Below are 15,765 nucleotides of genomic sequence, written 5' to 3'. Positions count from 1 at the left end.
TTTTTGAAAAAAGTTTTTGAGCGTTATTTCGGCTTATGGAATTAGCCCTGAACCTTGGTCAGACCCAGATTTAAACGCTTCATGGATTCTTCACGGCCCAAGAGATAGAGCAGTTCAGTTACACCACCTGGTGTTACCTTCTGGCCGGAAAGAGCAATTCGGGCAGGCCACATAAAGGTGCCCATTTTGATACCGCTTTCAGCAACGCCTGGCTGCAGTACCTCATCAATACCCTCAGGAGTCCAGGTCTCAACCTTTTCAAGAACCTCAATAACTACAGGAAGGATTTCAGCAGCCTTTTCTGGAGTTACTTTATTACGCTTATTGTTAAACAGATCGATATCATAATCAGGCAAATCCTTGAAGAAACCAATCTGTTCCGGAATTTCATTGAAACGGCTAACTCTGGTCTTCAGGAGAGAAGCCAGGTAGGTCCACTTGTCACCTAAGGATTCGGCAATAATGCCACCAAAGGCACTGGACTTCTTGGCAAAGTCCTCATCGCTCATGGACTTGAAATATTCGCCGTTTACCCAGTCCAGCTTGTTGTAGTCAAATACAGCTGGGGATTTGCTGAGGCCCTCTAAAGAGAAGCGTTCAATCAACTCATCCATGGTGAAGATTTCCTGCTCGGATTTAGGAGACCAACCCAAAAGGGCCACATAGTTGGTAATGGCCTCCGGGAGATATCCCATATCCACCAGCTGGCTAAAGCCAGTGGCTCCGTGACGCTTGGAGAGCTTGGAAATGGAGCCGTCCTCGTTCTTGCCCATTACTGGAGGAAGGTGAATGAATACAGGTGGCTCCCAGCCCAGGAACTGATATAACAGTACGTGCTTAGGGGTGGATGTAATAAATTCAGTGCCACGGAAAATATGGCTGATGTCCATAAGATGGTCATCGATAACATTGGCAAAATTATATGTAGGCATGCCGTCACGCTTCAGTATAACCTGATCCTCCAAAGTGTCACAGGCGATAGTAATGTTTCCGTGAACCACATCGTGGAATGTAACCTCACCAGTAAGAGGCATCTTCTGACGGATAACATAAGGTCTGCCCTCAGCCAGATACCGGTCAATAACAGACTGCTCCAAATCGCGGCAGGCACGATTGTAACCACCGAAGCTCTTGGCATCGCCGGCTTCCTGAGCTGCATGCTGCTCCTCGCTGCAATCATTGCAGAAACAACGATAAGCATGGCCCTTTTCAATAAGCTCCTCTGCATACTTCTTGTAAATATCCAGACGCTGGCTCTGGATGTATGGACCGCAGTCACCGCCGATATCAGGCCCCTCATTTGGGATGATGTTGGCTGCCTTTAAGGTATTCTGAATGAATTCCACTGCATCAGCCACATAACGCTTTTGGTCAGTGTCCTCGATGCGAAGCAGAAAATCACCATTCTGGGACTTGGAAAAAAGATAACCATATAGTGCGGTACGAAGATTACCGATATGCATGTAGCCGGTTGGGCTTGGAGCAAAGCGGGTACGAACGCGATTTGACAAAATAATTCCTCCTAAAAAAAGAGATTGCTGGTGAGCAATCTGTAAATACACTAAGTGATACTGGCACGGACAAGGCCCAAAACTCACGGCCCTTGTCGAGTGAGCATCACTAGGCTCAAGCGGCACTTCGTTTGCTTTTGCCAAGTGTTGCTGGCAGAGAGGGTGGGATTCGAACCCACGGAGGCTATTAACCTCACTTGATTTCGAGTCAAGCACCTTCGACCACTCGGACACCTCTCCGTAGCATTAAATTATATAGATGAATCCATCTGCATAACAGAGATATTATACACTAAAATGCGTCTAAAATAAAGAAAAAGGGCTTAAATAAGCCCTAAAGTCTTTCCAAGGAAAATCCAGCCGAAAATGGTGAAGCAGGATAGTCCAGAGGTCATTATTATGCAGTTGCCAGCCAGTTCATAATCGCTGTCCATTTGCTGGGCCATGGTAAAGCCCACCACAGCACATGGTGCTGCAAAAACAGTCATAAGGGATACCAGCTCAATATTTCGATATCCCAGCCATACAGCAATGGGCAGAATAATTGCCGGAGCAATTACAAGTCTTCCCAGTGTACACAGCATGATGGACAGGTGGTCCTTCTTTATGCTGGAAATGGTAAAGGATGCGCCCAAAAGAATTAAAGCCAGTGGGGTTGTGGCACTGCCTATTTGGAAAATGGGCTTTAAAACTGCATTGGGTACCACAATATGGCATAGATTAAAGATGATACCAACAACACAGCCCAATATCATAGGGTTGTGGGCTATCCCCAGAAGTACAGGCTTCAGTTTTATCTCGTTGCCTCGGAAGGTTTCAAAGATGGTTACGGCCAAAATGTTATATAGTGGTATAACCACCGTAATGAGCATAGCGGTAATGGCGATATTGTCCTGGCCATAAATATTGGCTGCCACAGGAATACCTATAATAATAAAATTACTGCGGTAAATGGAATGAATCATGGCACCACGACGTTTATTATCCGTGACGAAATAACAAACAACAATACTGGCTACTGCTACGGTAGCAAGAATGGCTATCAGGGTAAAAAGCAGCAGCTGAGGCTGAAAGGCAATACTGAAATCTGCCTGGTACATATTTTTAAATAAGAGGCAGAAAAAGAGAATCTTAAACACCAGCTTGTTCACATGGGCGATTTCATCCTTGGTGAGCAGCTGCATTTTTTTTGTCAGCATTCCCACACCTATAAGAATGGCTATAGGAAGGACTGCCTCCAGAGAGACTATAAAATTACTGTACATTAAATATCCCAGCTTTACTTCATAATTGCCCCATCAAAACCGGTGAGTGTGGCGAAGTAATCATCCAGAGTTTCGGCACGTCGAATCATTTCCACGCTGCCGTCCTCACGCAATAAAAGTTCGGCACTTCTCAGCTTGCCGTTGTAGTTAAAGCCCATGGAATGACCATGAGCACCAGTATCGTGAATAACAATACGATCACCCATGTCAATCTTTGGCAGCTGACGGTCAATGGCGAATTTGTCGTTGTTTTCGCACAGGGAACCGGTTACATCGTATACATGGTCCTTAGGGGCGTGTTCCTTGCCCACAACAGTAATATGGTGATAAGCACCATAAAGGGCAGGACGCATGAGATTAGCCATGCAGGAATCAAGACCAATGTAATTTTTGTAGGTGTGCTTTTCATGGATAGCTGTGGAAACCAGATAGCCGTAAGGCCCGGTAATTGCACGGCCGGATTCAAAGCAGATGGCACACTGGCCAAGTCCTGCTGGTACCATGATTTCATCATAGAGCTTATGAATGGCCTCGCCTACTTCCTCCAGATTTACTTCCTCCTGTGAAGGCTCATACGGGATGCCGATACCACCGCCAAGATTTACAAACTCCAGGGTGATGCCCAGCTTTTCCTTGATTTCCTTGGCCAGATTGAACATGATGGAGGCTGTAAGGGCAAATCCTTCAGTTCTCAGCTCATTGGAAATAACCATACAGTGGAGCCCAAAGCGCTTTACACCACGGTCCTGAGCCATTTTATAGGCCTTGAGAATCTGATCATGGGTAAGACCGTACTTGGCTTCCATTGGCTTGCCGATAATATCGTTGCCGGCAATAAGATTACCAGGGTTGTAGCGGAATGACATAATCTTTGGCATTCCCGCATGCTTTTCAAGATATTCGATGTGGGTAATGTCGTCAAGGTTGATGACAGCTCCCAGCTCGATGGCCTTCTGAAATTCGTCTGCAGGGGTATCATTGGAGGTGAGCATTATTTTTTCACCGGTGATGCCAGCGGCCTCTGAAAGACAAAGCTCTGCCAGGGAGCTGCAGTCAGAGCCAGCACCTTCCTCTGCCAGAATCTGCATGAGTCTTGGATTTGGAGTGGCCTTTACAGCAAAATGCTCCCTGAATTCAGGAGCCCAGCTGAATGCTTTAAAAAGACGGCGGATGTTTGCCCTGATAGCCTTTTCATCATAGATATGAAATGGTGTAGGGTACTTTGCAATAATTTCTTCCAGGCGCTGCTGGGAAATTGGGAAAACCTTTTCTTTCATAAACAAGCCCTCCATATTTTAATTTGGTAGTTATAGCTAATTGATAAGCAATATTAATTACATAGATAGTATAAATTGTCATAGAAAATATGTCAATTATATATTTTTTGTTATACTAATATTATTTAATGTAGGTTTTGTGGTATATATTGAAAATATGGTAAAATATAACGATAGACATGTATATCATTGCAGTAAGTCCAGAAGGAGATGAATTTATGAACCGGCTCTTTATGATTTTTCGTCTGATACGCAAAGATATTGTTGTAATGCTCTTTGCTCTTATAAATCGTCGCACTCCAAAGGTATTCCGTCTGGCCATATTGGCGGCTATTTTATATTTCGTCAGCCCCGTGGATATTGTCCCTGATGCCATTCCCGCTGCTGGCCTTGTGGATGATGCGGTAATTGTGCCGGCTATATTGGCGGGGCTGCGCCAGCTGTTGCCTCCAGAGGTGCTGGAGGATTGTGAGCACAGTGCTGGTCATTATGGGAAGTTTCTGCCAATGGTGGTGGTAATAGCTACCATATTGCTTCTTTTGTGGACTTTCCTGGTGGTATATGGAATTTATAAGTTGCTTTTCACTTGATTTATCCAATAAATATTTAGACAGAATTTATTCGAGAGGTTTTTACAGTGCGTTTATATATAGCAGAGAAGCCCAGCATGGGTGCTGAAATTGCCAAATGTCTTCCAGGGCCAATGCGCCGGGGGGATGGCTTTATTGAAACCCAGGGGGGCGTTGTTACTTGGGGCTTTGGCCATATTTTAAGGCAGGCTGAACCCCAGGAGTATGATGAAAAATATAAAAGCTGGCGGGCAGAGGATCTGCCAATCGTTCCTGCGGAATGGAAATTGTTGGTGGATGCTTCCTGTGCCAAGCAGTTTAATATTATAAAGGGCCTCATAGATAAGGCTGATGAAATAGTTCACGCAGGTGACCCGGACCGGGAGGGACAGCTCTTAATTGATGAGGTGCTGGATTTTGTGGGCAATACAAAGCCGGTGAGGCGTATTCTTCTCAATGCTCTTGATGAAAAGAGCATTAAGGAAGCTAACAGTTCCCTTAGAGAAAACAGTGAGTTTTTCAATCTTAAGCAGTCAGCTCTGGCCAGGGCACGGGCAGACTGGCTTATTGGTATGAATTTATCCAGAGCCTATACTCTGGCGGCCCAGAGGGCAGGACATAGACGTCTTGTACTTCCAGTGGGACGGGTTAAGACTCCTACCCTTGCTTTGGTGGTGCGCAGGGAACGGGAAATAGAAAACTTTAAACCAGTGGATTACTACACCATAAAGGGTAAGTTTCACCATGAAAATGGAGATTTTTACGCCACATGGAAGCCAAAGGACATTCAGGCTGGTCTGGATTCTGAGGGCAGGTTGGTGGACAAGGCCGTAGCGGATGCCAAGATGGCGGAGTTCCTTGAGTCACCAACAAATGGTGTTATATCAGCTTATACCAAGAGCAAGAAGCAGGAGCAGCAGCGACTGCCATTTTCCCTGTCATCACTCCAGGTGTTGGCTGGAAAACGGTTTGGCTACGACCCACAGCAGGTATTGGATACAGCTCAGAAGCTATACGAGCGAAAGCTCACCACATATCCCCGTTCTGACTGTGAGTATTTGCCAACCAACCAGTTCAAGGATAATGGGGCCATTTTAAAGCATTTGCAAAATTTCGGTGATGAACAGCTGGCTAAGTGGGCGGCTGCAGCGGATGGCTCAATCAAGAGCCGTGCCTGGAATGACAAGAAAATCTCTGCCCATCACGCTATTATTCCTACCCGTGTTCCAGCCGGGGCAGAAAAGCTGACCCCAATGGAGCGAAATATTTATTTTTTGGTGGCTCAGGCATATATTGCCCAGTTCTATCCTGTGCATACATATAATCAGACAAAAATAGAGATCGATTACAAGGATGAGCTTTTTACAGCCAGCGGTAGAGTAGAGCTGGATTTGGGCTGGAAGGCTCTTTATACATCCCAGACAAAGGATAAGCATGAAGAAAATGGTGATAACGGAGATAATAACGAGGAAGATGACACTGCTTCCTTGCCTATGATGAAGAAAAAGGATGGGGTAGCTTATCTTGAAGGTGAAATGAGCCAGAAGGCCACTAAGCCTCCAATGAGATTTACCACATCTACTCTGTTGGCGGCCATGAAGGATATTCATAAATTCGTAAAGGACCCCGAGTCCAAGAAGAAGCTGAAGGATGTGTATGGCATCGGCACAGAGGCCACCAGGGCTACCATTATCGATGATCTTATCCGCCGTAAGTTTATGAACCAGACCGGAAAGAAAAAATATCTTCAGCCTACTCAGTCAGCCTATATGCTCATTGATGCAATGCCGGAGGAGCTGTCATATCCGGATTTTACAGCCATTTGGGAGGATAAGCTCCATTCCATGGCTGATGGTGACGGCTCATTAAATGATTTCATTGAAAATCAGGTGAAATTTACCACAGAGCTTTGTCAAAAGGCCTATGGTGCCAAGTTACAGGTGGCCTCCACTACAGAAGGCGGTGAAGCTGCCAATGTGTGTCCTCGGTGTAAAAGTGGCGTGTTATTGAAACGACACGGCAAAAATGGTGATTTTTGGGGTTGCTCTGCCTTTCCTAAATGCCGTATGACCTGCGACGACAAGGATGGCAAACCGGATTTGGAGGGAGCAAAAGCCCGTAATCAGAGCCGTAGTTTTGGCGGGGGCTCCAATTTCTCAAGTGGTAAACGCAGAATTGTCACGGCAGCGGCAAACATTGAAGAAAGTCCTTTTGGCAATCCGTATATCAGCGAGGAGGAGATGGCAGCCTTTAATCAGGAATTTCAGCTAATGGATTCCTTTACGGCCTCCGCCTCCAGTGGTTACAATGAAACAATACCTTCCTTTGGTACGCCCCGCAGCAATGGCAATCAGGGCGGCTGGAGCAAGGAGGAGCCAAAGGCTTCGGCGGCACCTATGGAGCATTTAAGTACAGAAAATAAAAAGGATGATTCCAAATATCTCTGCCCGAAGTGCCGGGAGGGCAGTTTGCGGCGCATCAAGGGCCGTAACGGAAATTTCTGGGGATGTAGTAACTATCCACGTTGTACAGCCACTTTTGATGACGAAAAGAATATGCCTGTTTTCAATTAACATAGGAGGAAATTTTCTTGGATATAACAGAGGTTATAATTAAACTTATAATCATAGTAATTTTGGTTGCCCTTAATGGATTTTTTGTGGCGGCAGAATTTGCCATTGTAAAAATGCGAATGTCCCGCTTAAACTCCATGATAGAGGCAGGTAACCGTCGGGCGGTTTATGCCAAGCCACTGGTAGAGCACGTGGATGTTTCTCTGTCCGTAACCCAGCTGGGTATCACTCTGGCTTCCCTGGGCCTTGGACTTTTGGGAGAGCCTACCATCAGTCATGTGTTGAAGCCGGTATTTGAAATTATAGGCCTTAGTGGAGCATTGTCCACCACCATTTCCTTTATTATTGCCTTTTCACTGGTAACGGCAGCTACCATTATTATTGGTGAGCTGATTCCAAAAAATGTGGCAATCCAGCAGGTGGAAAGGGTAATGCTGGCAGTGGCTATTCCCCTCATGTTCTTCCAGAAAATTATGTACCCATCTGTATGGGTGCTGAACAAGGTGGCTGTGTTTGTGGCCAGCATTTTTGGGGTTGATATATCCAACAACGGTGATGAAGTGGCCCATACAGAGGATGAAATCAGACGTCTTATGGAGGAAAGCCATAAGCAGGGCTACATAGATAAAACAGAGCTGGATTTTGTGGACAATGTATTTGATTTTGCGGACCGCAATGTACGTGAAATTATGATTCCCCGCACTGATATGGTATGCCTTTACTTGGAGGACAGCTTTGAGGAGAATATCAAGGTGGCCATGGAGGAGCACCTTACCCGTTACCCGGTGTGCGGTGAGGACAAGGATGATATTGTGGGATTTTTGCATATTAAGGATTTGATGCAGTCTTTATATAAACGTCGTCGTCCTATTCTGAGAAAACTGGTACGCCGTACTTTGGTGGTGCCGGAAACCATGAAAATCAGTATGCTTTTGAAGATGATGCAGAAGCAGCGTTCCCAGCTGGCTATTGTGGTGGATGAATACGGTGGCACTGCAGGCATGGTTACCATCGAGGATGTCATTGAGGAAATCGTAGGTGAAATTCAGGATGAATTTGACCAGGAACGTCCTTCCATTGAAAAGCGTTCTGACCTTATTTACTCCATTGATGCTATGCTGTTATTGGAGGAAGTAAGTGATATTTTTGAAATGGAAATTGAGGCGGATAACATTGACACCATTGGAGGCTGGCTCTATAACAATGTTCAGTCGCCTCCTATGATTGGTATGAAGGCATCCTGTGACTGCGTGGATTTCTTTGTGGAGGAAATTGATAATTTGCGCATTACCAGAATATTGCTTCAGTTGAAGAAGCCGCTGGTGGAGGACCATCCGGAAATCACCGCCGAGGAGGAAATATAACTTGGTTTTGACAGTGGAAGACCTGGGCAAGAGCTACGGCGAAAAAGTCTTGTTCAGTCATGTAAATCTTAACGTAAATGAAAATGATAAAATCGGTATAGTAGGCGTAAACGGTACGGGCAAATCTACATTTTTGAAGACAGTGGCGGGTAAGCTCACAGCGGATACAGGAAATATGGTTACCATGAGAAACCTTCGTATCAGTTTTTTGGAGCAGTCCAAGGAATTTGACATGGAAAATACTGTGCTCATGGAGGTATTCAAGGATGATAGCCCCCTAATGAGAGCCCTTAGGGATTATGAGGCAGCTCTTGCCAAGACTGAGGCCGGGGACGTCTCCCCCGAGGTGCAGCAGGCACTGGTTAATGCCTCTGCCAAAATAGACAGCGTTAATGGCTGGAATATGGAAAGTGAAGCCAAAACCATTTTGAATCATTTGGGCATTCACGATTTTGAGGCCAAGGTGGGTAGCTTATCCTCAGGCCAGCAAAAGCGCATGGCATTGGCTACGGCCCTTATTCAGCCCTGCGATCTGCTGATTTTGGATGAGCCCACAAACCATTTGGACAGTGAAACCATAGGGTGGCTGGAGGAATATCTTGCCCGCTGGAAGGGCTCCCTTTTGACAGTAACCCATGACCGTTATTTTCTTGACAGGGTTACCAACGGAATACTGGAATTTGACAAGGGACGAACCTATAGCTATGATGGCAACTATTCCCAATTTTTGGAATTAAAGGCAGCCCGTATTGAGCAGGAGGAAGCTGGTGAGCGCAAACGTCAGAATTTCCTTCGCAACGAGCTGGCATGGATACGTCGTGGAGCCCAGGCCCGCAGTACAAAGCAGAAGGCCCGTATTCAGCGTTATGAGCAGGTGAGGGACCAGAAGGTGGACCTTAATCGCAATCAGGTGGAAATAGGTCTGGCCGGCAGTCGCCTGGGAAGAAAGATAATTGAGCTGGAAAACGTTACCTATGAGTGGGAAGGGAAAACCTATATCAATGATTTTACCTATACCGTCCTAAGAAATGACAGAATTGGTATTTTAGGTGGAAATGGTACGGGAAAATCCACCCTTCTTAACATAATTGCGGGGCGTCTTCAGCCTACAAAGGGAGTAGTGGACATTGGCCAGACCGTTAAATTGGGGTATTTTGCCCAAACAAATGTGGAAATGGACGGAAGGCTCAGGGCTAAGGAATACATCCAGGAGGCTGCCCATTATATTACCATGGCCGACGGCACCAAGCTGTCAGCAGGCCAGCTGATGGAAAAATTCCTCTTTCCTCCAGACCTTCAATGGACGGAAATCTCCCGCCTGTCAGGAGGCGAAAAGCGCCGTCTGTACCTTTTGCGCATTTTAATGGAGGAGCCCAATGTACTGCTTTTGGATGAGCCTACCAATGATTTGGATTTGGACACTATGGCGGTACTGGAGAATTTTATAGAGGACTTTAACGGCGCTATCATTTTTGTTTCCCATGACCGTTTCTTTACTGACCGCATGGCCCAAAAGGTCTTTGTATTTGATGATGATGCCCATGTTCAGATTTTCATGGGCGGCTATTCCGATTACAAGGCAAAGGCTGATGCAGAGCAGGCGGAAAAAATACAGCTTCAGCGTCAGACGGAAAAGGCCAGGGCCTCAGCTGGGCCGGCAACCGAAAGGGTAAAGCCAAAAAGCAAAAGCAGGGGCCTTAGCACTAATGAGGCCAGGGAATATGCAGAAATAGAGGCTGTTATTGCCAGCAAGGAAAGTGAGCTTAATGTAGTGGAAATGCAGATGGCCATGAACGGCTCGGATTATGATATGCTGCGGGAGCTTACTGGGGAGCAGGAGCGGCTTACCGCGGAGCTGGACAAGCTCATGGATCGCTGGGCTTATCTTGAGGAAAAGGCTCAGGAGTCATAAAACAAGAAATTTTAACTTAAATATAGATTTTTATCTTTAAAATAAGGAGTTTTGGGTAATGAAATTTACTATGGCACATAGCAGTATTGCAGTTAAGGACGTGGAGCGTTCCGTGGAATTTTATAAAAAGGCTGTGGGACTTAAGGTGAAAAGCGTGAAGGATTTGCCACATATTAATCTCACCTACATGGTGGATGAGGAGGACTCCGGTTATGAATTGGAAATTACTCTGAAAAAGGACCATGAGGGGAATTATAATTTAGGTGAAAATCCTGTTCATCTGGCCTTTTGGGTGGATGATTACAAGGGTGCCCTGGCTATGCATCAGGAGATGGGCTGCGTATTGAGAGTGGTGGAGCCGGCGGGTATTCATTTTATCCAGGACCCGGACGGCTATGTAACTGAAATAATGCCAAATCCTTAAGCCTTCCCCTGGAGGGGAAGGTGTCTGCGAAGCAGACGGATGAGGTGTTTAAAAAGTTTTTAGGGGGCATGCAGGGTGGCGTTTAATGAGGTTTTATACAAGGAAATAATGGAGGAGCTGGATATCAGTAAGGAGTTTATTACTGATGTGGCCGGGGCCTTTCGCTGGGATTTGGAGCAGGGGCTTAAGAAAAGCGAATATTCTTCTCTGCCTATGCTGCCTTCCTTTATTGGCTTGCCTGCTGGCAATGAAAAGGGAGAATATCTGGCTGTGGATTTTGGGGGCACCAATGTGCGGGCTTCTGTGGTACGTCTTATGGGAAATAGCACCTTTGAAGTTCTGCGATGGGTGGAAAAGCCTCTGGTAACTGCTGATTATAATTTAATCAACAGCTCTGCATCCCCTGATGACCTCTTTGATTTTTTGGCAGAAGCAGTGGGAGAAGCTGTCGAAGGGGATAAGGAAAAGCCATACTTTTTGGGGCATACCTTTTCCTTTGGCACGGAGCAAAAGGATATTAATCATGCAAGGCTCATAAAATGGGCCAAGGAATTTGCCGTACCAGGGGTTGAAGGCGAAGATATCAATGCTTTGCTGGAAAAGGCCCTTATTCGTAAAGGATTTGGCAATATAAAGCCTGTGGCTATTCTCAATGACACCGTGGCTGTGCTTTTGGCATCAGCCTACAACTATCCTGATACCCGCATAGGCTGCATTTATGCTACTGGCTATAATACTTGCTATATGGAGGTTATGCCAGATGTAGGAAGGCCGGCCTGTATTATTAATATGGAATCCGGGGCCTTTTCCAAGATGATTCCGAGCAAATGGGATCTGGAGCTGGATAGGGCGTCAGAGCAGCCGGGGCGGCAGCGCTTGGAGAAAATGGTATCGGGAAAATATATTGGGGAGCTGTTCAGCAGGCTTACAAAAGAACTGTTGGATTTATCCAAAAAGCCTAGCTTTTCCACTGTGGATATGTCCGCCATAATGGAGAACTCATCCGAGGCTGTTAAAATATTGGTTGATACCCTGGGTAATGTGGCTGAGGATGAAGAAATTATTGAAAAGCTGCGTAATCTGACCAAGGTCATTACCATCCGTTCTGCCCGAATTGTGGCTGCCAGCTGGGCCGGCACTTTATGGCATATCGCTGGCAGCGGCAGGGTGGAGCCCCAGCATATAGCTGTGGATGGTTCCTTGTTTCAGCACATGCCCTATGTTCAGGAGAATGTGAGACGGGCCCTTTACGAAATAATGGGAGCTGAAGCGGGAGGCTTGGAACCGGTTCTTGTAAAGGATGGCTCCAGCATCGGTGCCGCCATTGCCGCAGCCGTTGCAACCTGTCGTTAATAATGATAAGCTATTATACGGGTATTACTTTTTGCCTATGTGATTTGGCTAAAAAAATTATGGATAAAGCAAGTTTATCTATGTTGCTTGGGAGAGATAACATGAAGTTTTCCAATAAAATTGTGGTGGCGGTTATAGTCGGCCTAATGTCCTTTTCCGGGGTGGTCGTGGCAGAGGATATTAATACTGAGGCTATTGGCAACGCCATTGGAAATATAACTAACGAGATTGATACTGAAAAAACACTTAAGACTGAGCCACTGAATAAGGTCAGAATTAGCTGGGAAACCATTCCGGGGGCAGTAAGCTATCGCCTGGTTATAACAGATGGGGACTCTACCAGCAAGGATGCGGAGGTAAAGCATTTTAATCTCATACCAAATAATGGTTATGAGCTAGATACTGCCAATATGTTTAAAGCCAAGGATTATTATTGGCGGGTGTGTCCTTTGGATTATGACGGCAATGTCATGGGAGCTTACAGCGAACCTAAGCCCCTTGTTGGTGAGGAGGTAAATCCAAAAGCTCCGTTGGCTACTGCGGAGTTTGAGAAAATGGCATATATGCCTCTGTATCCGGTGTTTTCCTGGATTCCTGTTGATGGCAGCGGTGGCTATGAAATCAGGGTCAGCCGTGAAAATAAATTTTCTCCTGGACGGTATGAAGTGGTTCGGGTAATGACCACCAAGAATAATGTTTACTACGAAGAAGGTGGCTACACCTGGCCAGGTCATTATATGTGGCAGGTCCGTTCACAGAACAAGGCGGGAGAGCCAAATACTGAATGGTCTGAACCAAAATATTTTGATGTGGAGAGCCATGTGAGGGTAGCAGCCCTGGGAGATAGTATTACCCATGGTGGTGGCGTATGTAATGTTCCTCCTGGTTATGCTATGTACAGCTGGGAATATTATTGCCAGGTTCCTGTTAAGAATTTAGGACGAAGTGGTGACAGTGTTCAGGATATGGCCCAGCGCTTTGACCAGGATGTGATGGCTTTTACTCCGGGGATGTTGATAATAATGGGCGGTGTAAATAACTTCCGGGCCGGCGAGGACGGCTGGGATACCATTGCCGCCATGGAGCAGATATTGGCAGAATGCCAGTTCCACAATGTGATTCCCGTTTTTGTAACCGCGACTCCTATAAATCCTGGTTTAATGTCAAAGGTACCTACCATTGAACCGGCGGCCTGGAACTGGAAGGAGCAGCAGCAGCTTCTGAATCAGTGGATAAAGAATCAGCCATATCATGTGGATGTGACTCCGGCCCTTACTGATTCCAACGGACAGCTGAAAGCAGAGCTCACTACTGATGGCCTTCATCCGGACCATCTGGGCAAAAAAATAATAGGGGAGATCATCAGCAACTATCTGCTGACCACCTTTCCAAATTACAATTTAACAGCAAAATAAAAAAAGCTGTCTCACGAAATAATTGTGAGGCAGCTTTTGCGTTAAAGGAGAACCATCATAATGGAGCCGATGAACATGGCGATGCTCATGCCCTTCAGCAGATTGGACATAAACCAATCCTGATTTCCTCTGGCCAGCTTTAAGACTACATGAAATTCATATATGAGGAAGGAGGCCGTAAAAAAACATAGGGGCAAATCACCATCGGAAAGGCCAAAAAGAAATAAGACCAAAGACAGGGCCATGCCGGCTTTTTCGCCATTGCTGAAGGCGGGCTCAACTTTATTGTTATTTTCCTCTATAGGTATTTTTGAACGCATTCCGGGCATATTAAACGGTCCTTTCAATCATCCAGGCACCGCCTCCAATGAGACGGAGAATGGTATTATGACGGGATAGCAGTGTGGAACGGTGGCCTACACTGACCACAGACATCTCTGGTAATTGGGCTTTTAGGGTATCGTAGGAATGAGCCTCCATATCCTCGTCCATGGCGGAGGTTGATTCATCCAGGAATACCATTTGTGGCTTAAAGAGCAATATGCGGATAAAGGCGATGCGCTGCTGCTCACCCAATGACAGAATACGGCTCCAGTCGTCCACGTCGTCCAAACGGCTTGTTAAATCTGCCAATCCAAAATCCTTAAGATATGCTCCCAGGTCTGTGGAGTCATTTTCTGGAACATTTTGTGGGTAATAAATGGCCTGACGCAGGGTACCCAGTGGCAGATAAGGACGCTGTGGCAGGAACATCAGACGCCAGTCATCAGGTCTTGTGATGGTTCCGCTGCCGTAAGGCCAGAGATTAGCCAGGGCTCTTAAAAGGGTACTCTTGCCGGAACCGGAAGGCCCACTTATAAGGGCGTATTCGCCAGGGGTAAATTCCAGATTAAGGCTTTCGATGATTTTTTTGCCTTCTGGAAGAAGTATATCAATATTGGAAAGGGTTACCTTGTTATCAGCTTCGTTAACTGTGGTGAATTTGGATTCCAGCTCGTCCACTTCCTCCATGTGGGCGGTAAAGTCACCAAGACGGCGGATAACTGCTGCGTATTGGGCAATGGAATCGTAGGCTGTAACAAAATAGCTTAGGGCATCCTGTACCCGCCCAAAGGCACTGATGGTCTGCATAAGGCCGCCTAGCTGCATTTCCCCAGAAAAATATTTTGGGGCTGCCATAATAAGGGGATAAATAATGGCCAGCTGGGCATAACCGTTAATGTAGAAGTTCAGTAGCTTGGTGCGTTTCATAAGGCCCCAGAAGTTTTTAACCACCATTTTAAAGCGGTCTCCAAAGCCATTGAGCTCTGGGGATTCACCGCGATAAAAGGCGATGCTTTCACTGTTTTCCCGGACACGTATCATATTGAAACGGAAATCAGCCTCGTAGCGTTGCTGGTCATAGTTCAGCTTTATCAGCTTGCGGCCAACTATATGGGCCAGCCAGGTACCCGCAATGGAGTACAGTAGTGATAGCCATACCATGTAACCAGGAATGGAAATGGCTGTTTCGCCAAGGGTCAGGTCCAGGGAACCGGAAAGGCTCCACAATACAAAGATAAAGGCTGCTAATATGGTGAGCTGCTTCAGAAAACCTAGTGAAAGGCTCAGGGTCAGGGTAATAAAGGAATTGATATCCTCGGAAATACGCTGGTCCGGGTTATCCATATCGGACTTTAAAACCTGGAGCTTATAATAGACCTGTTTGGTCATCCAGCTATTTAAATAATTGTTTGTCATCCATGTACGCCATTTTATTTGCAGCATTTGCTGTAGATAGATGGCATAAACCGCAGCGATTATGTATATGAATGCTATAAGGGTAAAGTGCCCCACCAGGGGCCAGAAGTTATCCAGATCATAATTCTGCAGGGCATTATAAAAATCATTATTCCATTGATTCAGCATTACCAGGAGATAAACCTGGGCCAGATTCAGGATGATGATGACAGCCAGCATGCCCCGTGCCCACCATCGTTCTTCAGATTTCCAATAAGAGCGCATCATACTCCAGATGCTTTTTGCAATATCCTTTTTCGTCATTAGGAGTCTCCTTTTTATAAAAATAACTTTTATAATTATAACAAACAATTAAAGGGTAT

At 45.9% G+C, this 15,765-nt stretch carries 12 protein-coding genes and 1 tRNA gene; 7 read left to right on the top strand and 6 right to left on the bottom strand.

Features of this window, described 5'->3' with window-relative positions:
- Nucleotides 1-41: 41 nt before the first annotated feature.
- From gltX to lysA, 4 genes are all read right to left on the bottom strand, one after another.
- Nucleotides 42-1,511: a glutamate--tRNA ligase gene (gene gltX / locus T355_RS0110460; RefSeq protein ID WP_027397714.1), complete on the bottom strand. Its 1,470-nt coding sequence runs from the start codon at nt 1,509-1,511 to the stop codon at nt 42-44.
- Between the two features lie 151 nt (nt 1,512-1,662).
- Nucleotides 1,663-1,751 (bottom strand) — tRNA-Ser (locus tag T355_RS0110455).
- An 83-nt stretch (nt 1,752-1,834) separates the two neighbouring features.
- Nucleotides 1,835-2,776: an AEC family transporter gene (locus T355_RS0110450; protein ID WP_027397713.1), complete on the bottom strand. Its 942-nt coding sequence runs from the start codon at nt 2,774-2,776 to the stop codon at nt 1,835-1,837.
- A 14-nt stretch (nt 2,777-2,790) separates the two neighbouring features.
- A complete protein-coding gene (gene lysA, locus T355_RS0110445) occupies nt 2,791-4,053 on the bottom strand; it encodes a diaminopimelate decarboxylase (RefSeq protein WP_027397712.1) in 1,263 nt (420 codons plus the stop codon).
- Nucleotides 4,054-4,271: 218 nt separating this feature from the next.
- Here lysA and T355_RS0110440 point away from each other — a divergent pair, with 218 nt between their 5' ends.
- The 7 genes from T355_RS0110440 (at nt 4,272) to T355_RS14230 (ending at nt 13,663) form a co-directional block, all read left to right on the top strand.
- A complete protein-coding gene (locus T355_RS0110440; protein ID WP_027397711.1) occupies nt 4,272-4,643 on the top strand; it encodes a YkvA family protein in 372 nt (123 codons plus the stop codon).
- 47 nt (nt 4,644-4,690) lie between these two features.
- Complete coding sequence (locus T355_RS0110435; protein WP_027397710.1) at nt 4,691-7,195, top strand: DNA topoisomerase III; 2,505 nt, start codon at nt 4,691-4,693, stop codon at nt 7,193-7,195.
- A gap of 17 nt (nt 7,196-7,212) precedes the next feature.
- On the top strand, nt 7,213-8,559 hold the full coding sequence (locus T355_RS0110430) for a hemolysin family protein (RefSeq protein WP_027397709.1): 1,347 nt from the start codon (nt 7,213-7,215) through the stop codon (nt 8,557-8,559).
- A gap of 1 nt (nt 8,560) precedes the next feature.
- Nucleotides 8,561-10,471 (top strand): ABC-F family ATP-binding cassette domain-containing protein, encoded by a 1,911-nt coding sequence (locus T355_RS0110425; protein ID WP_027397708.1) that lies wholly within the window; start codon nt 8,561-8,563, stop codon nt 10,469-10,471.
- 58 nt (nt 10,472-10,529) lie between these two features.
- Nucleotides 10,530-10,895: a VOC family protein gene (locus tag T355_RS0110420; protein WP_027397707.1), complete on the top strand. Its 366-nt coding sequence runs from the start codon at nt 10,530-10,532 to the stop codon at nt 10,893-10,895.
- Between the two features lie 75 nt (nt 10,896-10,970).
- The gene (locus tag T355_RS0110415; protein WP_027397706.1) at nt 10,971-12,248 is read left to right on the top strand and encodes a hypothetical protein; all 1,278 of its coding nucleotides are present in this window, start codon (nt 10,971-10,973) and stop codon (nt 12,246-12,248) included.
- A gap of 101 nt (nt 12,249-12,349) precedes the next feature.
- Nucleotides 12,350-13,663: an SGNH/GDSL hydrolase family protein gene (locus T355_RS14230; protein ID WP_051555537.1), complete on the top strand. Its 1,314-nt coding sequence runs from the start codon at nt 12,350-12,352 to the stop codon at nt 13,661-13,663.
- A 41-nt stretch (nt 13,664-13,704) separates the two neighbouring features.
- Here the strand turns inward: T355_RS14230 and T355_RS0110405 are convergent, their stop codons facing one another.
- Nucleotides 13,705-14,010: a hypothetical protein gene (locus T355_RS0110405; protein WP_155851715.1), complete on the bottom strand. Its 306-nt coding sequence runs from the start codon at nt 14,008-14,010 to the stop codon at nt 13,705-13,707.
- Nucleotides 13,994-15,706: an ABC transporter ATP-binding protein/permease gene (locus T355_RS0110400; RefSeq protein ID WP_027397704.1), complete on the bottom strand. Its 1,713-nt coding sequence runs from the start codon at nt 15,704-15,706 to the stop codon at nt 13,994-13,996. The genes T355_RS0110405 and T355_RS0110400 overlap by 17 nt, the downstream gene beginning before the upstream one ends.
- Nucleotides 15,707-15,765: the final 59 nt, after the last annotated feature.

The organism is Anaerovibrio lipolyticus LB2005, from assembly GCF_000621545.1.
Classification (GTDB): Bacteria; Bacillota; Negativicutes; order Selenomonadales; family Selenomonadaceae; genus Anaerovibrio; species Anaerovibrio lipolyticus_A.
This window is presented reverse-complemented; position numbering and strand designations above follow the sequence as displayed.